Origin of the sequence: Cellvibrio chitinivorans (assembly GCF_035117775.1) — a bacterium.
Classification (GTDB): domain Bacteria; phylum Pseudomonadota; class Gammaproteobacteria; order Pseudomonadales; family Cellvibrionaceae; genus Cellvibrio; species Cellvibrio chitinivorans.
The window spans coordinates 177,474-196,581 of sequence record NZ_JAYKKN010000004.1 but is presented as its reverse complement, the minus strand read 5'-3'; the positions used below and the strand labels follow the sequence as shown (position 1 = coordinate 196,581).

The 19,108-nt window shown below is 47.0% G+C and carries 15 protein-coding genes; 11 read left to right on the top strand and 4 right to left on the bottom strand.

What is annotated here, in order from left to right; genetic code table 11:
* Positions 1-27: 27 nt before the first annotated feature.
* From SPL68_RS12780 to SPL68_RS12745, 8 genes are all read left to right on the top strand, one after another.
* Complete coding sequence (locus SPL68_RS12780; protein WP_323815552.1) at positions 28-1,590, top strand: DHA2 family efflux MFS transporter permease subunit; 1,563 nt, start codon at positions 28-30, stop codon at positions 1,588-1,590.
* Positions 1,591-1,754: 164 nt separating this feature from the next.
* Positions 1,755-2,096, top strand: a complete 342-nt coding sequence (locus SPL68_RS12775) for a DUF1820 family protein (RefSeq protein ID WP_323815551.1) — start codon at positions 1,755-1,757, stop codon at positions 2,094-2,096.
* Positions 2,097-2,167: 71 nt separating this feature from the next.
* On the top strand, positions 2,168-3,733 hold the full coding sequence (locus SPL68_RS12770; RefSeq protein ID WP_323815550.1) for an FGGY family carbohydrate kinase: 1,566 nt from the start codon (positions 2,168-2,170) through the stop codon (positions 3,731-3,733).
* Between the two features lie 19 nt (positions 3,734-3,752).
* The gene (locus SPL68_RS12765; RefSeq protein ID WP_323815549.1) at positions 3,753-4,244 is read left to right on the top strand and encodes a GNAT family N-acetyltransferase; all 492 of its coding nucleotides are present in this window, start codon (positions 3,753-3,755) and stop codon (positions 4,242-4,244) included.
* Between the two features lie 199 nt (positions 4,245-4,443).
* On the top strand, positions 4,444-4,818 hold the full coding sequence (locus SPL68_RS12760; protein WP_323815548.1) for a hypothetical protein: 375 nt from the start codon (positions 4,444-4,446) through the stop codon (positions 4,816-4,818).
* 298 nt (positions 4,819-5,116) lie between these two features.
* On the top strand, positions 5,117-8,005 hold the full coding sequence (locus tag SPL68_RS12755) for a hypothetical protein (protein WP_323815547.1): 2,889 nt from the start codon (positions 5,117-5,119) through the stop codon (positions 8,003-8,005).
* Between the two features lie 120 nt (positions 8,006-8,125).
* Entirely contained in the window at positions 8,126-9,295 is a 1,170-nt protein-coding gene (locus SPL68_RS12750; RefSeq protein WP_323815546.1) for a glycerol-3-phosphate dehydrogenase/oxidase, read from the top strand.
* Positions 9,296-9,442: 147 nt separating this feature from the next.
* Complete coding sequence (locus tag SPL68_RS12745; RefSeq protein ID WP_323815545.1) at positions 9,443-10,459, top strand: aspartate carbamoyltransferase; 1,017 nt, start codon at positions 9,443-9,445, stop codon at positions 10,457-10,459.
* Between the two features lie 108 nt (positions 10,460-10,567).
* Here SPL68_RS12745 and SPL68_RS12740 read toward each other — a convergent pair whose 3' ends face one another.
* Both SPL68_RS12740 and SPL68_RS12735 read right to left on the bottom strand, forming a co-directional pair.
* The gene (locus tag SPL68_RS12740; protein WP_323815544.1) at positions 10,568-11,851 is read right to left on the bottom strand and encodes a diguanylate cyclase; all 1,284 of its coding nucleotides are present in this window, start codon (positions 11,849-11,851) and stop codon (positions 10,568-10,570) included.
* 225 nt (positions 11,852-12,076) lie between these two features.
* Complete coding sequence (locus tag SPL68_RS12735) at positions 12,077-12,496, bottom strand: YchJ family protein (RefSeq protein WP_323815543.1); 420 nt, start codon at positions 12,494-12,496, stop codon at positions 12,077-12,079.
* A gap of 143 nt (positions 12,497-12,639) precedes the next feature.
* Between SPL68_RS12735 and SPL68_RS12730 the strand changes: the two genes are divergently transcribed.
* Genes SPL68_RS12730 through SPL68_RS12720 form a run of 3 tightly spaced genes read left to right on the top strand, consistent with a single transcriptional unit; the run spans position 12,640 to position 16,243 of the window.
* On the top strand, positions 12,640-13,791 hold the full coding sequence (locus tag SPL68_RS12730) for a 1-acyl-sn-glycerol-3-phosphate acyltransferase (protein WP_323815542.1): 1,152 nt from the start codon (positions 12,640-12,642) through the stop codon (positions 13,789-13,791).
* Positions 13,785-15,923 (top strand): ATP-dependent DNA helicase DinG, encoded by a 2,139-nt coding sequence (gene dinG / locus SPL68_RS12725; RefSeq protein WP_323815541.1) that lies wholly within the window; start codon positions 13,785-13,787, stop codon positions 15,921-15,923. Before SPL68_RS12730 ends, dinG begins: the two co-directional genes overlap by 7 nt.
* Positions 15,920-16,243 carry a YqcC family protein gene (locus tag SPL68_RS12720; protein WP_323815540.1) on the top strand — a complete coding sequence of 108 codons (324 nt, stop codon included), beginning with the start codon at positions 15,920-15,922 and terminating at the stop codon, positions 16,241-16,243. The genes dinG and SPL68_RS12720 overlap by 4 nt, the downstream gene beginning before the upstream one ends.
* 11 nt (positions 16,244-16,254) lie before the next feature.
* Here SPL68_RS12720 and SPL68_RS12715 read toward each other — a convergent pair whose 3' ends face one another.
* Both SPL68_RS12715 and SPL68_RS12710 read right to left on the bottom strand, forming a co-directional pair.
* Positions 16,255-17,889 (bottom strand): GDSL-type esterase/lipase family protein, encoded by a 1,635-nt coding sequence (locus SPL68_RS12715; protein WP_323815539.1) that lies wholly within the window; start codon positions 17,887-17,889, stop codon positions 16,255-16,257.
* A 144-nt stretch (positions 17,890-18,033) separates the two neighbouring features.
* Complete coding sequence (locus SPL68_RS12710; protein ID WP_323815538.1) at positions 18,034-18,930, bottom strand: hypothetical protein; 897 nt, start codon at positions 18,928-18,930, stop codon at positions 18,034-18,036.
* Between the last annotated feature and the right edge of the window lie 178 nt (positions 18,931-19,108).

The following is a 19,108-nucleotide window of genomic DNA, read 5'->3' as shown; positions in this document are numbered from 1 at the left end:
CGAGTAGCTATATAAAGGTGATAGCCAGTGGCTCAGTCAGCAACAGATACAGCAGCGGTAATTGATACGGCGCCCGTTTCAGCCGATAAGCGGATTCTGATTACCGCCTCGGTGATGCTGGCGACCATTATTCAGGCGCTGGATACCACCATCGCCAACGTTGCCTTGCCCCATATGCAGGGCAGCATGTCGGCGACGCAAGATCAGATCTCTTGGGTACTGACCTCTTATATTGTGGCGGCGGCGATTTTCTTGCCGCTGACTGGTTTTCTGTCGGATCGCTTCGGGCGCAAGCGCTTGATGCTCTGGTCAATCGCCGGTTTTACCATCACCTCTATGCTCTGCGGTGCTGCGCAAAACCTGCCGCAGGTAGTGATTTTCCGTTTGCTGCAAGGTGTGTTCGGCGCGGCCTTGGTGCCGCTTTCCCAATCGATTTTGCTGGATACCTATCCCCGCGAAAAACACAGTCAGGCAATGGCGGTATGGGGGATGGGCGTAGTACTTGGCCCGATTCTCGGGCCGACCTTAGGCGGCTTGTTAACCGAGCATTACAGCTGGCGCTGGGTGTTTTACATCAATGTGCCGCTAGGTTTGCTGGCGTGGTTGGGTGTGATGGCCAGCGTAAAAGAAACGACGATTAACAAAAGCCGCCATTTCGATTTGCTCGGTTTTGCGTTTTTGAGTTTGGGCATAGGTGCGCTGCAAATGATGCTCGACCGCGGCGAGAGTCAGAACTGGTTTCACAGCCCGGAAATCATCGCCGAATGTATTTTGATGGGCTTGGGCTTTTACTGGTTTGTCACTCACATCTTCACCTACAAGCAGCCGTTTATCGAACCGGCGATTTTTAAAGATCGCAACTTTTCCATCGGACTGATTTTTATGTTTGTGGTGGGCATTATTCTGCTTGCGACTATGGCGCTCTTGCCGCCGTTTTTGCAGAACCTCATGGGCTATCCGGTGGTAGATGTCGGCTTGGTGATGGCGCCGCGTGGTATGGGCGTAATGTTCTCGATGATGCTCGTCGGTAAACTTGCAGGTAAGGTCGATCCCCGTCATCAGGTGTTTTTTGGCTTGATGCTGACAATTATCTCGCTCTGGGAGATGACCCTGTTCAATACCGACATTACCGCGTGGGATATTGTCCGTACCAGTGTCGTACAGGGTGTTGGTCTTGGCTTTATTTTCGTGCCGCTGTCCGCTATCGCCTTTGCCAGTTTGGAAGGGCGCTACCGCAACGAGGGTACGGCGCTGTTTAGTCTTACGCGCAATATCGGTAGCAGTATTGGTATCTCGGTGGTGATGGCGGAGTTGCAACAAAACATCCAGAAAAACCACGCCGCCTTTGCCGATTACATCAACCCCTACAATCATGCGTTGGCTAAAGTGGGGGAGACAGGTCATTGGGATATCTCCACCACCCAAGGTCTGATGGCAATCAACAGCGAAGTTCAGCGGCAGGCGGCAACACTGGCCTACTTGCAGGATTTCCAATTGATGATGTGGGTGACCATCGCTGCGCTGCCTTTGCTGCTGCTTTTGAAAGCGCCAGCCAAGCATGCGGCACCAGTGAATATCGCAGCCGATTAACCTTGTCATAACACAATCGACTAACTGGGCTGTATGAAAACTGGCCAGATGGGGCGAGAATGAAAGTAACCTGTGGTATCCTGCGCGCCCTTTGCGAAGGCGCGCAGCCTGCTCGCAGAACGAGTTCTACGATTGTTAGTAATTGATAGCCCCAAGAGAGTCTTATGGCAGTTAAACCCGTTTATAAAGTGATATTTCTCAACCAGGGTCAGGTTTACGAAGTCTTTTGCTCGGCGATTTACCAAAGTGAAATGTACGGTTTTATCGAAATTGAAGAGTTTGTCTTTGGCGAGCGCAGCGGTTTGTTGATCGACCCCGCCGAAGAAAAACTGAAAACCGAATTTGCTGGCGTAAAACGTTCCTATATTCCGATGCACGCAATTGTGCGCATCGACGAAGTAGAAAAAGAAGGCGCCGCAAAAATTACCGAAGTGAAAGGCGGCAGCGATAAAATCGCGCAATTCCCCTACGGTGGATTTATTCCTAATCCGCAATCTGGTGAATAAAGAGTTCAGGGAATAAACAGGCGAATTAAATTCCCGCTACACTTGCTCAATAACCTTATTGAGCAAGTGCTATGTCAAACGATCTTCTCTCTACATCCTCCACGCACAACCCCGATTTATTTCTCGCCATAGATCAAGGCGGGCAAAGCACACGCATTGCAATTTACACCGGCTCTGGTGAGCACATCTGTAGCTACTCTGCGGCTTGCGCTACGCAACATCACCAAGTTGAAAATTCTCCTTATCCGTATATCGAACAAAATGGCGAAGAAATTCTTGCGGGCATTCGCACCTGTTTGCAAAAAATTCAGCACCAGCATGGCGATGATATTAACCGCATAAAAGCCGCAAGTTTTGCAGGGCAGGGCTCATCACTGCTGTGCTGGAATAATCAAACGGGTGAAGCCTTAACACCGGTCTTGAGTTGGCAAGATATTCGCGGCGAACCCTATCTATATCAAACATCACTCACCAATGAGCAGGTGCAAAAGCTAACCGGCTTACGCCTATCGCCACACTATGGCGCAAGCAAAATGCGCTGGTGTTTGGAATACAGTGAAAAAGTCGCGCAAGCACAGCAAAATAATTGCCTCAGCATTGGCCCAATCGTCAGTTATATTTTTTGGCATCTGTGCGATAACCTTTCTGCAAACAATAGACAGCCGTTAGTCGATCCCGGTCACGCCCAGCGCACACTCTTATGGAATTTGCAGCGCAATGATTGGGATCAATCGCTGTTGGATGCATTTCAAATCCCGCGCGAAATTTTGCCGCACTGCCGATATCACAACAGCGACTTCGGCAGTTTTTCTCTGGGCGATCACAATATTCCATTCACTACGAGCGCACGCGACCAAGGCGCATCACTGTTTGCGCGTGGTATGCCAGAAGCGGGCAGTGTCTACATCAATATCGGCACCGGTGCTTTTATCCAACGCTTGAGCGAAAGTTTGCACGCGCCGGATGGTTTATTAGTTAGCCCTTTGTGGCTGCCGGAAAATACAGCTGCAATAAATGAACAAATAGAAGTCGCATCACCAACTTGCTACGCAGAAGAATTTGAATGCACAAAAGTTCATAAATCACTTTACGCATGGGAGGCAACCGTAAACGGTGCTGCATCGGCTATCAGTTTTATGCAGCAACAAACCGGTTTGCAAATAACCCCGCAAGAAATAGATAGCACGTTGGGTTTGAATCCAACTGGCGATTGCTATTTTCTAAATTCCGTCGGCGGCCTAAGCGCACCTTACTGGCGAACTGATCTTGAATCACAATTTAGCAACAACCTATCGCCCAACGAAAAAATCCTTGCATGGATTGAATCGGTTATTTTCCAAATCGTGGTTAATGTGCAATTGATGAATCAATTAGGTGCAGCAGAAAAAATCATCATCAGCGGCGGCTTTAGTAAATCCGACAGCGTCTGCCAAAAAATCGCTGACCTTACTCAAGCCAGAGTTCACCGCAGCGATAATACTGATGCCACAGTGCAGGGCGCTGCTTGTATGGCGGCGGGTTTGCCGCAGTCGTGGAGTCCCTTAATAAACGAAGAGATATTTATTCCTCAGCAAAATCGAGAACTAGAGCATCGGTTCGCAAAGTGGCAACAAGCGATGGTAGAGTGGCTAGGTTAACTGCAACGTTTTGTATTTTATGAAATTAATTCAAGCTAAATCGAAAGAAGATTGGGCGACTGCGAGCGAAATTCTTAAAAAAGTGATTGAGCGATTAGATAATCATGGGAAATCCCTTTGGAGTAGTGATCAAGTTGATCCTGCACACTTGCAGAAGCAATACAAACTAGATGAATTGCATTTTTTTAGCTCGGAGAATGGAGTTATTGGAATGCTTTTTATTCAAAAGGACGACCCATTATTTTGGCCAGAAGTTTTCCCGTATGAATCGTACTTTATTCATAAGCTAGCTGTATTACCCCAGTTTATGGGAAAAGGTTACGGTCACAGAATTCTTGACGCTGCGCTTGAGCTTGCTCGCGCTAACAGAGTGAAGTACGTGAGGTTGGATTGCGATCCTAGGGTCGAATTAACTTCGTTTTATCAGAATTATGGTTTTACTTTTGTAGCTAATACCATTGTAAACGAGTTCCCTGTAGTGAAATACGAGCTCATAACAGATTTAGATTGACGGTTCGAATATTCTGTATTTTAGACCTCAGAAAAGTAAGGAAAATAATGGTGTTAAGGATGCTTTCACTTTATGCCGAGATGGCTGTTTTTAGGTGTAGCAACTGCAGTGGCACATGAATCCCAGTTGTAGTCATATAAAACAGAAGATGAACGCTATAAGTGATACCTACTATCCAGTTAATCAATAAGGAAGCAATATGTTGCGTTTTTTTATATTTATCGTTGTATTTTCTTTGGGGGTTGCTGTGGGCGGATGGAGGGACTTTTTTAAGGGGGATACTTTGATAGATTCGCTTTTTAATGTCGAGGCCCGCAGTTCGGAATTGCATGAGGAATATGCATTCATGCCTAATAGCGATAGTACTTTTGAGAGAAAACTATTATGCAATGAGGTGTTGAATACTTTTGACATTGAAAAGCAAATTCAATACATCAAGAGTCATTCATTTTCGCTATCGGAAGAAGATCGACAAACAATAGAACTTATGAGAACTCATAGACAATACCTAGCTAAAATTATACCGGGCGGAAATTTAAAATCCTTTAAGGCTTCATGTATAAAAAATAAATAGACGGCTCGGTCTGGGCGTAACCCGTAGGTACGATTAGCGCAGCGTAATCGTACGCACGAAATTGAATGGTAAATTTCAGGAGGTAAGGAAGCCCCTAGTTGCTGTGTGTTGCAAGTACCAGATTCTATCTGTGAATGACATTTGTACGATTACGCTGCGCTAATCGTACCTACAAAGCGAAATTTTGCTCTAAATATTCAATCCCCATGTTGGGTTCGCAAGCTCACCGCCAACCTACGTTTTTTGTGCTGGTTGGTGGTGAATGATTTATCTGCTGCTACAAAAGAGAAAAATAACAATGAAATTTAAAATATTCCTGATTTTAATCCTTGGCTTGTTGTTGCTTGCTTGTGATGGCTCCTCACACAAACAATCGGATTCTGCTGCTTATCAATCACTGGATGATGGAAACAATCTGATCAGTTTTGATGGCACCAAGGTGCAGTGGGGTGGCCATGAGTGGGTGTTGGGTTCGCATACGATTTTTATCGATTATCGCCTTAGCGATTCACAGTTAGCGCAAAGCCCTTATGTATTCAAATCACTACAGGCTGCAAAAGCGGCGGGGGCGATTGTTGGTGGGACGATTGATGAACGGATGAAGGTGTTAGTAGCACCGGGGGTGTATTGGGTTGATGACCCTGATGATGGCTTTATTCGCCCTGAACGCCCGGTGGATAACCCGGAAGAAGATTTGTATGGCATGACCATCAGCGCGGATTGGCTGCATATTATTGGGTTAAACAGCAATAAATTTAATGTGGTGTTTGCAGCAGCGCGCGGCCAGCAGCAGGGTTCGGATGGGAATTTTAATTTGCTGCGCATTAACTCAGTTGGGTTGATGACAGAGAATGTGACCTTTGGTAATTACACCAATGTGGATTTGAATTTCCCGCTGGATGCACAGCTCCCAGAAAATAAAAAGTTGAGCCGTGCAAAACGGTTTGATGCAATTTCGCAGGCGCAGTTATTTGGTGGGAGTAATGTTACCAATGCGATTGCGATTAATACCGCGTTTATCAGCCGGTTAAATTTGGCTCCTTTTAAGGCGCTCTATATTAATTGCTATATGGAAACCACTGGTCATTCAGGCGGCGGCAGCACTTATATCAATAGTAAAATTTATTTGTACGGCTTGAATTTTAGCGGCGGTACGCAATTTTATAATTCGGATATTTACCTTGAGCCGCTTCCGGTTAGCACCAGTGCGGTAGATGTTTATGAGCAGGGCTTTGGCGATAATGCCAATACTTCCGGTCGCGCGTTTGATGCGCGCATACATCGCGGTGCTTCACTGATCAATCATCCGCTCAAACCCAATATGCCTGCGGGTATTTCATGGTCTACCCGCACGCCCAAAGATCCTACTGTGCGCAGTTATCAATACAATGTCACGCTGGATGGCAACCCCTACATTATTCAAGACCATTTCACGCCGGGTGCGTCGGTTGTTATTCCTGAGAGCAGTGATTTACTCAAGGCGTATCGAATAGAACATGAAGGCAAAGTTGTTTACAACCTGCAAAATATTTTGGATCTCAACGATTTTAGCGGTAATAACGCGGTATACCTTCCTTACGCAAATGTGCCTGTGATTTCAGCTGCGGAATCTGCGCAGGGCTTGGTTGATGGTTATTACCGGAGCATCCCGCGCACTGCAAATTTGAGTAGAGTTGGTGGCGATACTCCTGTTCGCGCAGGTGCTGGAGATGGAGTTGCGACATTTACCGTTCAAACAGAAGAAAATAAAAGTGCGGGCTTGGGCGAGTGGACATTCGCTGCTTTTGATTACAAAGTTAATCATAAAGATGCGATTGACCCGAGCACAAAACAATATCGCCTCGCGAGCTACGTTAAATTGATGGTGGATGGTGCCTCAGTAAAGGTTGAATCAATCCTCACCGGCTATGAAGAAAAGACCATTTTGCTGGTAGCAAAAAACACCCTTGGGATCGAAGCGGCGACATTAGTGAACATCCAACCAAAATATATCGACCCTCCCGTTTTCAAAACAGGCGATGAGCCAAAAATTATTCTTGGGGATGATGGCACAGCGAAGCTTGAATATAAATTCGCCGTGGAAAAGTCCGGTTTGCGCGATACTTCCGTTATTAGCTGGTATCGAGTAGATGCAAACGGAAATCGCATCCCGTTAATTGTTAGCCGTTCAGATATGCCTGAGCAGGAATACAAGATAAGTGCAGGTGATCTTGGTGCGTATTTGGAAGCAGGGATTACACCTAAATACAATGTGAGTGAGCAATCTGAAAAAACGATCAATGTTAAATCTGCGCGTGCGATTACTAATAACGATGTAAAAATACCAGCAGATGCAAGCGGCAAAAAAATATCCAGCATTGAAACAAACTTCAACAATATGCCCGTTGATCCGCAACCAAAAATTATTCCCGGCACTTGGACGCTCACCGATGGTGAAGGCGGCAGCGGTTGGATTTGGGTTGATGGCTCTACCACTCAAGGCGCAGCAGGTTTTCCTGGTTTGCAAACCAGCAGACCTGATCGCCAATCGCGTTTGCACTATCAGCCAGCGGGTAAAAAATTTGGTGATGTAAAACTTAAATTAAAGCTGGCACCAAATAAATCCGCAGGGCAAGGCTTTGGCTCTGCGCCGGATTTTTTGGATATTTATATTAAGTCCGACGGTGTGCGCGGCGATTCAATCCAGCGTGGCGAGCCGGGCGCAATCAATGCCTATGCACTTCGCTTTCAGCGATTGGCTGCTCCTGAAATTCAACAGTTGGGTTTTGATAGCGGCGGCGCGGTAGTGGGGCTTGCAGTTTATTTAATGGAAATCAAAAACGGTAAAGCTTCAGCTGTGAGTTATGACGCAAGCGGCCGCCCATTTGGTTCGACGCTAGCGCAAACCATCTGGAACCCGGAAGCGCCAGCCAAACAATATAAACAGGGTGCAATGATCAGTGCTTTCGCATCCGAGATGAGCGTCGAGTTGGGTCTGATAGATGGAAAACTCTCTGCTGACATTTCATCTACCAAAGATGCACGCGCAGGCGATGCGTTTAACTATTTACGCCAAGTGCATCTGGAGGCTGATGTCGCCATGACCGATCTGGGCGGTGTGGGTATCTACTACAGCAGTTCAACCGGTAGCGATAACTCCTCTGTTTTAACCTATTGGAAATCCGAAATAAGTGTTGAGGAAGATTGATTCCAGTTATTAAAAAAACGCTTATTGTTCACATGTATTTAGCGGTTGCAGGCTGCCACCGTCGAACATCTTTACAACCCTGTTCTATACTTCCCCTGTGTTTTTCACGGAATAACAAGAATGAAATACGACATAGTCGTCATTGGGGCAGGCATTCAGGGGGCGGGAGTTGCGCAAGCGGCTGCCGCTGCTGGTTATTCGGTCTTGGTGGTGGAGCAGACAGCACCTGCGGCGGGTACGTCGAGCAAGTCATCTAAATTGATTCACGGCGGGCTGCGCTATTTGGAGTCTGGCCAGTTTGGCTTGGTGCGTGAGAGTCTGCATGAGCGTGCGCTCTTGCTGAAGTTGGCGCCTGAGTTGGTGAAGCTGCGCCCCTTACATATCCCTATCTATGAGGATTCCTCCCGCTCGGCGCTGACTATTCGCGCCGGGCTAAGCCTCTATTCAATGCTGGCAGGTTTGAATAAGGCATCCCTGTTTAAGCAGATACCAAAAGCGGATTGGGCGAGCCTGAGGGGCTTGCGTCAGGATGGGCTTAAGGCCGTGTTTCGCTATCAAGAAGCGCAGACCGACGATGCCGCCTTAACGCGCGCTGTTTTGCAATCGGCAATTGTACTGGGGGCAGATGTGATGATGCCGGCGCGGTTTGTCGGTGCTGAGCGCAACGGCCAGTGCTGTAAAGTGGAAGTGATGGAAGGCAGCGGAACCCATTCGATCAGCTGTAGAGTGCTGGTGAATTGCGCCGGGCCTTGGGCAAATGAGGTCTTGGCGCGTATCACACCGGCGATGGCTCCGCAGCCAGTGGAGCTGGTACAGGGCAGTCATCTGTTATTGCCGCCGCTGTTGAATCAATATTTTTACGTCGAGGCGCCCAAAGATAAGCGCGCGGTTTTTGTGTTGCCGTGGAATGGCAAGTTGATGGTGGGCACCACGGAAAAAATCCACGATGGTGTACCCGAGCAAGCGGGGTGCTCGCCGGAGGAGCAGGCATATTTGCTGACAACTCTACGCCATTATTTCCCGCAGCTGGCGATACCCGAGCAGGGGATTGAGACCTTTGCCGGCCTGCGCGTGCTGCCAAAGAGCGATAAAACTGCGTTTGCACGCCCGCGCGAAGTGATGTTTGCGGTAGATAACGAAGCCCACCCGCGGGCGTTATCGATCATGGGCGGCAAGTTGACTACCTACCGCGCGACGGCAGAAGCGGCATTGGCGCGCTTGGCTCCATCGCTCCCGACTAAAGAGCGACGTGCGGATACTGAATTGGTCAGGTTGATTCCGGTTGATTAATGCTTGTTATAAATAGGTGATGATTTTTTTGCCTATGCCGTTGGTATCGCGCCTGACTGCCGCTAAAATGGCGGCCGTTTTACATCTCCATCGTCTACCCTCGGGCTTTTGCCTTTCCTGGCCAGCGGTTTCCGCTAAGGAATTCTTGTGAATTTTACCGGCGCACACATTCTTTCTATCACCCAATTTGAACGCGCTGATATTCAGCGTATTTTCGACGTGGCCGATGCCATGGAACCCTATGCCTTGCGCCGCAAAGTGACGCGCGTATTGGAAGGCGCGATTTTGGGCAATATGTTTTTTGAGCCCAGCACTCGTACGCGCGTGAGCTTCGGTTCGGCGTTTAATCTGCTCGGCGGTAATGTGCGTGAGACCACCGGCTTTGAAAGCTCGTCGCTGACCAAAGGTGAATCCCTGTTTGACACTGCGCGCGTACTGTCGGGTTATAGCGATGTGATTTGTATGCGCCACCCGCAATCGGGATCGGTCGCTGAATTTGCTGAAGGCAGCCGCGTACCGGTTATCAACGGTGGCGATGGTGCCAATGAACACCCGACCCAAGCGCTGCTGGATTTGTACACCATCCGCAAAGAATTGCGCTCCAAAAATCGCACTATCGACGGCTTGCGTATCGCCATGATTGGCGATTTAAAACACGGCCGCACTGTTCACTCGCTGTGTAAATTGTTGTGTGTATTTAACAACGTCAGTCTGACCTTGGTATCGCCCAAAGAATTGGCGATGCCGGAATATATTGTTGAAGATTTACGCAAAGCGGGGCACTCAGTGGTGGTGACCGATGATTTGCACAAGAGCATCGGCAATATTGATATCGCTTACTCCACGCGTATTCAGGAAGAGCGTTTTGCAAGTAAAGACGAGGCAGATTTGTATCGCGGCCGCTTCCGTTTAAATCAATCGATTTACACTCAGTACTGCGAGCCTAATACCGTCATTATGCATCCGCTGCCGCGCGATTCGCGCGCCGATGCTAATGAGTTGGATAACGATTTGAATGCGAACCCGAACTTGGCGATTTTCCGCCAAACCGATAATGGTGTGTTAGTGCGTATGGCATTGTTTGCGCTGGTATTGGATGTGGTTGATCAGGTGGAAAAACACGCACGCGAAGTCAATTGGTATAACTCACTGCGTTCCTATTAATACTGTATTTTCAATAAAATTCGGCTACAAAAAAATCCGCTGTTGCAGTGCATCAGCGGATTTTTTATGTGCGGGATTTTAAAATTGAAGATGTTTGCTGAGTAATAATCAGTGAATTATTTGGCTGATTTTATTGAGTAGTGCCGGGCCGCTAATGGTTTTATCAAACACTTGTTGAATATTGAGTGTTTTGCCTAATTCAATTTCTGCATCGCCCACGGTTTCACAGGTTAATGCGAGTGAAATGCTCGCGGTTTTTGGTGTGCGTGCCAAAATTTTGCACAGCTCATTGCCTGCTTGAGTGCCTGCAATGCTGGCGCCCAGCAAAATTAAATCCGGGTGCAAATCTACCGCGAGTTCCAAACACTCGCGCTGGGAATCGGCAACTAATAAATTGAAGTGCGCTTGCAATAAGTTGCTGAAATGGCTGGCTAAGTGTTGGTCACTTTCGGCCAGTAATACTGTTTTATGTGTCGCAACTTCTTCCACCCAGTGGCGATTGCGCCCCGCGCGTTTAGCTTTGTAGAGCGCGCGGTCAGCATTTTTAATTAGCTCTTCCAGATCATGCCCGGTGGTGCGCAAACAGGTCGCACCACCAATACTGGCAGTGACATGGTTTGCGGTCGGCGATACATCGTGCCGTAGCGCCAGTTGCTCCAGTGCTTCACTAATGGCTTGCGCCACACGCTGCGCACCTTTTGCATCGGTTTCCGGCAGCAATACAACAAACTCTTCACCGCCGTAGCGGCCAAAAATATCCGAGCTGCGATGAATGCAACTTTTGATCGCCTGCGACACTTTTTTCAAGCAGGCATCGCCCGCCGGATGGCCATAGTGATCGTTAAATAATTTGAAGTGATCGACATCAATCATCAGCGCACTGATCGGCTGTTGGTGACGCTTTGCTTGCGACCATTGCTGCTGTGCCAATTCATTAAACGTGCGGCGATTATAAATTTGCGTGAGGCTATCTAGCTGGCTTAGCGCTTCCAGTTCGGCGTTTAATTGATGCAGTTGATCGCGCATTTCGGCGATGCGTTCCATCGCGCGAATCTTGGCTTTGATGATCATAAAACTCACGGGTTTGATCAGATAATCATCGCCGCCGGCTTCGATACCTTCGCGCAAATTTTCATCTTCATTCAAACCAGTAACAAAAATAATCGGAATCCAGTGGCCGGCCAGCCATTCGCGAATCAAGCGGGTAGTTTCAAAGCCGTTTAAACCCGGCATTTCAACATCCATGATAATCATATCCACCGGGGTATTTTCCAGCAGCTGCAATGCCTCTTCACCACTGCGGGCGATCAGCGGTTCATGGCCTGCATCAATAATGTAATTGCGCATGGCAAAACGGAGGGTTGCACTGTCTTCAACCAGGAGAATTTTCATCGTAGAAATAGCGCTATATCTAATGAGGTTCGATCTAAAACACTTATTGGGCAACGAAATGAGTGTAGACGCTTTTATAACTTTTGTTGTTTTTGGCGACGCTAGTGTAAGCAGAGATGAGAATGGGGTCGAATGTTTATTGAACAGGATGGCGTGTTTTTATTCGGATCGCTAGTTAAGTCACATTTCCTTGTGCATTTTCCGTGGATTTAATACCAAAAAGTTCTATTGCAGATGGTCAACATAAAGCCATTTGCCCAGCACTTTTTTAAATTGTGATACCTCGTGATGCTGTTGTAGCTGGCCTTGTTGGCGGAACAGGGCGATAAATTCCACAATACCTTCGTTGTCATCCGCGCGCCCCTGCTGGGTAGAGAGGATTTGTAGCCCTAACCAATCGCAGCTTTCAGCCCAAGCGCGAATATCGTCTTTACTGGAGCGCAAACGCTGCTCCGGGCTCCAGGTGTCCCACAGGTAATCAATCGCCAGAAGTGCATGGGCAACATAACGCGAGCGCATGAGTTGCTCGGCTGTTGCCGGCTTGGAATGGCCTTGAATAAACGGCTGGCAACAACTTTCAAGTGGACGAGTCGAACCGCACAGGCAGGGTGATGAAGGGGCGATGCTTGGTGTTTTTGGTGGCATTTTGAGGCTCTTTTCGGTATTTTGTGCGCCTATTTTCTCTGGCAGATGCCAGTATGCCAAGCCTGTTTTTACCGCATTATTTATCGCGTTGTCGCAGGCAAGCTTACCCGTGTTTTTCCACTTTTGAGCAATGACCTCCTGATATGACTGAATTTGACGATATTCGCCCCTACCGTGACGATGAAGTTCGCCCAACCCTGAACCGTCTGTTGGCCGATCAGGAGTTTACCGATGCGGTTACTCGCCTGAAGTTTCCTAAATTGCATGGATGGTTGGGCTGGTTGATCAAACCCTTGGTGCGCAGCAAGCTGACGCAAGAATTTTCCGGCATTCAGGATGTGCAGGGTTTCCAGTCGGTCGTGGAAAAATACATGTCCGGCATGATGGAAACCTGCGTTAAAGAGTTAACCGTATCTGGCTTGGAAAAGTTGGATAAACACAGCGCATATTTGTTCATTAGTAATCATCGCGATATCGCAATGGACCCAGCCTTTGTTAACTGGGTGCTCTACCACAATGGTTGCAACACCTTGCGAATTGCCATTGGCGATAACTTGCTGACCAAGCCTTTTGCATCTGACCTTATGCGTTTGAACAAAAGTTTTATTGTTAATCGTTCCGCAAAAGCACCGCGTGAAAAATTAAAAGCAGCAAAACATTTGTCGGCTTACATTCATCATTCCATCGTGAATGAAAATGCCAATATCTGGATTGCGCAGCGCGAAGGCCGCGCGAAAGATGGCAAAGACAAAACCAATTCAGCGGTATTGGGTATGTTGATGCTCAATAAACCCAAAACAGAAGAGCTGGCTGACTACGCGAAAAAACTGCGCATAGTGCCGGTGTCCATTTCCTATGAACTTGATCCTTGCGATGCCGCTAAGGCGCGCGAGTTGTACATGCATCGCACCGAAGGCAGTTATCAAAAAGAAGAGCACGAAGATGTGCGCAGCATTGCGCTGGGTATTGCTGGCAATAAAGGCAATATCCATTTGGCGTTTGGCGATGTGTTGGAGGGTAATTATCAAGATACTGATGAATTGGTCGCCGCGCTGGATCATCAAATTCTCGGTAATTATGTGCTGCATGCGACCAACTGCTTCGCTTATGAAATGCTGCACGGCACAGTGCCGAATGTAAATTACGGTGCAAAAAACATACCTTATGATCCGAAAAAACTGATTGCTGAACGCACCGAGTTTGAAGTGCGCATGAACGCAATCCCGGCAGGGCAGCGCGAAATTGCTCTGGGAATTTATGCAAACCCTGTTGTGAGTAAATTGGCCGAATGCTAACGGATGCGCTGAAAAAGCAAATTCAAGGCGCTTATAGCCAATTTCTGGAAAGTAAGGGGCTTAAGTCCCGCTACGGTCAAAAATTGATGATTGCCGAGATTGCAAAAACCCTCGGCAAAATTTCCCTTGATGATGAAAATCATCGCATCCCAGATGAAATCGCCGGCAAACATATTTGCGTGGTAGAAGCGGGCACAGGTACCGGAAAAACCATCGCCTATTTACTGCCCGCGATTGTGATGGCCAAAGCGCTGGGCAAAAAACTCGTCGTCTCTACCGCAACCGTCGCACTGCAAGAGCAGATCGTCAATAAAGATTTGCCTGAGTTGCATCGCAATAGTGGTTTGTCATTTACCTTTACGCTCGCGAAAGGTCGCGGCCGCTATTTGTGTTTGAGCAAACTCGACAATGTAATTGCAGAATACGAAAGCGGTACTAATCCCACTCGTGCATTGTATGAAGACGAAATGCCCAGTGTGTCTGCTCAAGGGATAAAGCTTTATCAATCCATGATGGATGCATTGGCTGGAAATAGATGGACGGGCGAGCGCGATACCTGGCCGCAAGCTTTAGAGCAAAATGAATGGCAAATCATTACCACTGATCATCGCCAATGCACCGGGCGCCGTTGCTCTAACGTATCGGCCTGTAGCTTTTTTAAAGCGCGCGATTCCATGCACTCGGTCGATTGCATTGTCACTAATCACGATTTGGTGTTGGCCGATTTAGCGCTTGGCGGCGGAGCAATTTTGCCTGCGCCGGAAGATACGATTTATGTCTTCGATGAAGGCCATCACTTGCCGCAAAAAGCACTCAATCATTTTGCACATCACAGTCGTATGCTCTCAACCAGCAAATGGTTGGATCAATGCAATAAGTCTTTGGGCGCAATGCTCGGTGTCATCAGTGGTGCAGGAAATGTTGATCGCTATGGAGAGCAACTTCCTGCAGCGTTAATTGACTGCAAACAACGGCTCGATCAGTTGTATCCCGTATTTGAATCACTTGCACAATCTATTGCGTTTGATGATCGCCAATCTCACTACCGTTTTGAAAATGGTGTAGTCCCGCAGGACTTATTAATTCCCTGTGTTGAGCTATACAAAGGTTTTGATCGCCTGAGTGAATTGCTCAGAAAAATGTGCGATGAAATCAATCAGGCAATGGAAGATGCCCATTGCCCGGTGCCAAAAATTGATTTGGAAAATCATTATCCGATTCTGGGCACTTGGCAGGCGCGCGCTGATGCTAATCGCGATTTGTGGGCGAGTTTTGCTACGCCTGATAAAGATTCGTCCGTTCCCAAAGCGCGCTGGTTAACGCCGATTGATGGCAGCGGCAATATGGACTTGGAAGTTTGCTCCAGCCCAATCGTTGCTGCCAAAACCCTTGAGTTCAGTTTGTGGGAGAAAGCCTGCGGTGCTGTGATTACCTCGGCCACGTTAACCGCCTTGGGTAATTTTCATCGCTTTCAAATGCGCGCAGGCACGCCGAATGATGCGCACTACCAAGTAGTGCCCAGCCCGTTTAATTTCCAGCAGGCAACGCTGGAAATTCCTGCCGCAACCGTAGAGGCAACCAATGCCGATGCGCACACGCGGGCTATTATCGATGACTTACCGAATTTAATTGATCCCACTGAAGGCACTTTAGTGTTGTTTTCATCGCGTAAACAAATGCTCGATGTATACGAAGATATGCCGGAAGATTTGCGTGAAATAATTCTGATTCAGGGCGATAGTTCCAAACAGGAAATGTTGGTTCAGCATAAAAAGCGCATTGATGAAGACGACGGTAGCGTACTGTTTGGTTTGGCCAGTTTTGCAGAAGGTGTCGATTTACCCGGTAAATATTGCACCCATGTGATTATCGCTAAATTACCTTTTGCTGTACCGGATGACCCGATTGAAGCGGCCTTGTCGGAGTGGATTGAAGCGCGCGGCGGCAATTCATTTATGGAAATTACTGTGCCCGATGCATCACTCAAATTAATTCAAGCCTGCGGCCGCTTGCTGCGTACTGAAACCGATACCGGAAAAATCAGCTTGTTGGATCGCCGTATTATTACCAAGCGCTACGGCAAAGCGATTCTAAATTCCTTGCCGCCGTTTACTCAGGTGATTCACAAATGACCGATATTCATATCGCCGTAGCTGAAATTTTGATGGATATTGAAAAGGAATTGCGTGAGTTGCGCTTGTGGGATGCAGACATGATTTCTGCTGAAGCCTTAGCCAGTGAGCAGCCATTCGCAGTGGATACCATGACTTTTCCGCAATGGCTGCAATTTGTTTTTTTGCCGCGTATGTATTTTTTGATCGAGCAGAAAATGCCATTGCCCGGTAATTGCGGCATATCTCCAATGGCAGAGGAATACTTCTCAGTACTCAATCTGCCATCGCTGCCACTTATTTTGCATTTGCAAAAAATAGATGTGCTACTTACTAAATAATAACTGAATTGTTATTCCCGCAAAAAAGATTGAAGCTCGACTAATTCTTTATTTGCTTTGATTTCCTGCGCGACTAATCCCGCCATTACTTCAGCACCATTCTTTTGAAAGTGTGTTCCATCGGGTGCTTGAGGGCTGCCTGCTACGCCATTGGCATAAAAACTATTCACCGATGGATCAATAACCAGCCAATAATTTTTCCATCCATTAGTAGGTAGTTGATTTGCAAATTCAATACTTGCCGCCTCAAGATCAATCAGCGGTACTGCATTAGCGGTGGCGGTGTCTTTAATTGTTTGCGTGTAATCGCCGGTAAATAAAAAGCCTTTGTTGGTATTTTGCTTGGTCAGGTGGCTGTGTACGACTGGTGTTGATTGCTGCCCCTGCGCATTTTTAATACGTGTTGTCGGTGTAAATAAAACGGGAATCGCGCCGCGTTCGCGGGCAATTTCTATGTAACGTTCAAGCGAATGTTGAAACGAAAGAGTTTTATTGTCATCGGGAAATTGTGGTTGGCCTTCGCTGTTGTTCGGGTAAGTACAGAGATTTTTAACATCTGCTAGGCCACGCACAGGCTTACTTGAGTCGCAGTTTTGGTCGTTGTGACCGTGGTTGATAAATACATAGTCACCTGCTTGAATCATAGGCTCCATTTGCGCAAACCAGCGGCCGTTATAAAAATCGCGCGAACTGCGCCCCGCGCGTGATCCAACAATAGCGTTTACATTGCTTTCCGGTTTAAATTGCTCTGCAAATGCCTGACCCCAGCCCATGCGTGGATAACGCAATTGTTCATATACAGCTGAGGTGGAGTCACCCACAATAAAAATACGGCGCTTGGCGTTTTGAGTTTGTTGCCATTCGCGTTGTGCACGGGCTAGATCAAAATTTTCATATTCTCCATTTGCTTTTAATCCTACAATTGGACGAAAGCTAATATCACTCAATGTGGTGTGGCCTGTTTCACCCGTGTTGTTATCATAATTGCGATTGTGGTGAATGAGCGATAACAGCTCTGCCAATGAATCATTTGCCTGCATAGGGTAGGTCGCAGGGTCAAAGCTGTTCACACTTTTAATCTTCGCCAGCGAAAGTGCCTGCTTAAAACCTTTACGCTGCTCACTCAAGGCTTTTTGCAGTTGCGATGAATCTATTGCACCAATTTTTTTGCTATTCACCCATTGCTGTGGCCCGATAAAACCTTTTGCAACTGCAACGTCAGACACAATGCGATCAGTTAGTGGATTGATATTGGCAGTCAGATTTTTATCTGTTGATGGTTTGCTAATCAAGCTGGCCAAGCAAATAGGGCGCAATTGCGAATTGCTTATGCAATCCTCTGCTTTTCCTTGAGCGACAGCAGATACTAATAGCGGAAAAAGCAGGTCGTTTATTTGAAGGCTGTAAACACCTTGCGCATTGGTGGCGGTTTTATATTCCTTTCCTGCTGCATCGAGCAAACTGATTTGTGCATTTGCAAGTGGTGCTTGCTCATAGGCAAGACCAGTAATAGTGATGGAACTGATTGTCGATTGCGCGATGCTTGCCTGTGTGGTGGTTGATGGGGTGTTAGAAGATTGGCAAGCGCTCAAGCTTAGTGTGAGCGCGGCCGAGCCTAGTGTCAGCTTGAGTATATTCTTTTTCATAAATGTCCTGCAGGGGATAGGTAATATTTTACTAAATTTGAATGTTGTCATTTTTTCCAGCAAAGGTTTTCTGATTTAACATTCCTTTATCTCTCGCAAAAAAACTAGCAATACTTCTTTGGTGTTAGAGAGATGCATAGCTGGTTACTCCACGCCCCATCCCGCTTTTAAACTTTCCCATATCTCATTGAATTGTTTTTGTTCTTGCTCACGTAAGGCATCGTATTGATCGGGTGTTAGGTTGGCGCGTGCGCTGTTGAGAAAATTATCTTTGTAGTCATGTAAGGCTTCATGCGCTTTTTCAATTAAATAGGGTTTCTCGTCAGCCGATGCGTTTTGAATGCTTGCGCCTGTAGCTTCCATATAACGGGTGAATTCTTGTTTTTGCTCCAGTTTGCTGAGCAATAAAGCTTCGCGTTTTTCTGCAGATATCGGCGATAAGCCTTGGGTTTCATCAAAAAAGTTATTCATTTGATACTGCTCGTAAGCAGAATCTTTTAGTAGATCATAGGTTTTTTGATCTTCAGGTGAATCGAGTAGCTGTGCAATTTGTCGATCTATTTTTGCAAGGCTTTGTTGTTGTCGGTCTATAGCCTCTTCGATTTCTTTTTGCGATGAGTAATAGCCAATGCTGCTCATGTTGAGAATTTGCTCCCGCTGCTCCAGCAATCCCTGTAGTTCGCTTTTGGCTAATCCTGATAGGGCTAAGCGCGACATGAGTAAACTGTATTTTTTCTCCAGTGTACGCTTTAAATTTTCCTGTTGGATCCTACTGAAATCGTCTGTTGTGGCAGTGTTAATTATTGGCGCTTGAGTGTTAGTAATCACAGGCGTTGCGGTGTTTTGGCCAAACGCAATGAAGTCTTGCAGGCTATCAATTTTTTTTTGGTAGCTGGCTTTCTCTTGTTGTAAGCGAGCATCAAAATCGTTTTTTTGCTGAATAATTTGTTGGTTCAGGGTTTGGTTATTCAAATACAGCACTGTGTAATGCCCACCTAAAACCAACAGGGCGATGCTGAGTAGTATGCAGAGAAATTTCATCTTTACCTTCGTAAGTACGGATTCATTATTGTCTGAGGTAAATTTGACCGGAATTGCCAATGTTCGAGTTTATGTGCCAGATAGTTATTAGAGTGCAAAATAGGCTGAGTGGATTAGATTACATTTTGCGCAGGTCATCAAGCCCTGAGAGATTTTCTTGCGATTGTGATTGTTGTTA

What these genes read in the sequence shown, in the direction of transcription:
- SPL68_RS12775 (WP_323815551.1), top strand. Translation starts at nt 1,755, where the DNA reads ATGGCAGTTAAACCCGTTTATAAAGTGATATTTCTCAACCAGGGTCAG.
- SPL68_RS12770 (WP_323815550.1), top strand. Translation starts at nt 2,168, where the DNA reads ATGTCAAACGATCTTCTCTCTACATCCTCCACGCACAACCCCGATTTA.
- SPL68_RS12765 (WP_323815549.1), top strand. Translation starts at nt 3,753, where the DNA reads ATGAAATTAATTCAAGCTAAATCGAAAGAAGATTGGGCGACTGCGAGC.
- SPL68_RS12760 (WP_323815548.1), top strand. Translation starts at nt 4,444, where the DNA reads ATGTTGCGTTTTTTTATATTTATCGTTGTATTTTCTTTGGGGGTTGCT.
- SPL68_RS12755 (WP_323815547.1), top strand. Translation starts at nt 5,117, where the DNA reads ATGAAATTTAAAATATTCCTGATTTTAATCCTTGGCTTGTTGTTGCTT.
- SPL68_RS12750 (WP_323815546.1), top strand. Translation starts at nt 8,126, where the DNA reads ATGAAATACGACATAGTCGTCATTGGGGCAGGCATTCAGGGGGCGGGA.
- SPL68_RS12740 (WP_323815544.1), bottom strand. Translation starts at nt 11,851, where the DNA reads ATGAAAATTCTCCTGGTTGAAGACAGTGCAACCCTCCGTTTTGCCATG.
- SPL68_RS12735 (WP_323815543.1), bottom strand. Translation starts at nt 12,496, where the DNA reads ATGCCACCAAAAACACCAAGCATCGCCCCTTCATCACCCTGCCTGTGC.
- SPL68_RS12730 (WP_323815542.1), top strand. Translation starts at nt 12,640, where the DNA reads ATGACTGAATTTGACGATATTCGCCCCTACCGTGACGATGAAGTTCGC.
- dinG (WP_323815541.1), top strand. Translation starts at nt 13,785, where the DNA reads ATGCTAACGGATGCGCTGAAAAAGCAAATTCAAGGCGCTTATAGCCAA.
- SPL68_RS12720 (WP_323815540.1), top strand. Translation starts at nt 15,920, where the DNA reads ATGACCGATATTCATATCGCCGTAGCTGAAATTTTGATGGATATTGAA.
- SPL68_RS12715 (WP_323815539.1), bottom strand. Translation starts at nt 17,889, where the DNA reads ATGAAAAAGAATATACTCAAGCTGACACTAGGCTCGGCCGCGCTCACA.
- SPL68_RS12710 (WP_323815538.1), bottom strand. Translation starts at nt 18,930, where the DNA reads ATGAAATTTCTCTGCATACTACTCAGCATCGCCCTGTTGGTTTTAGGT.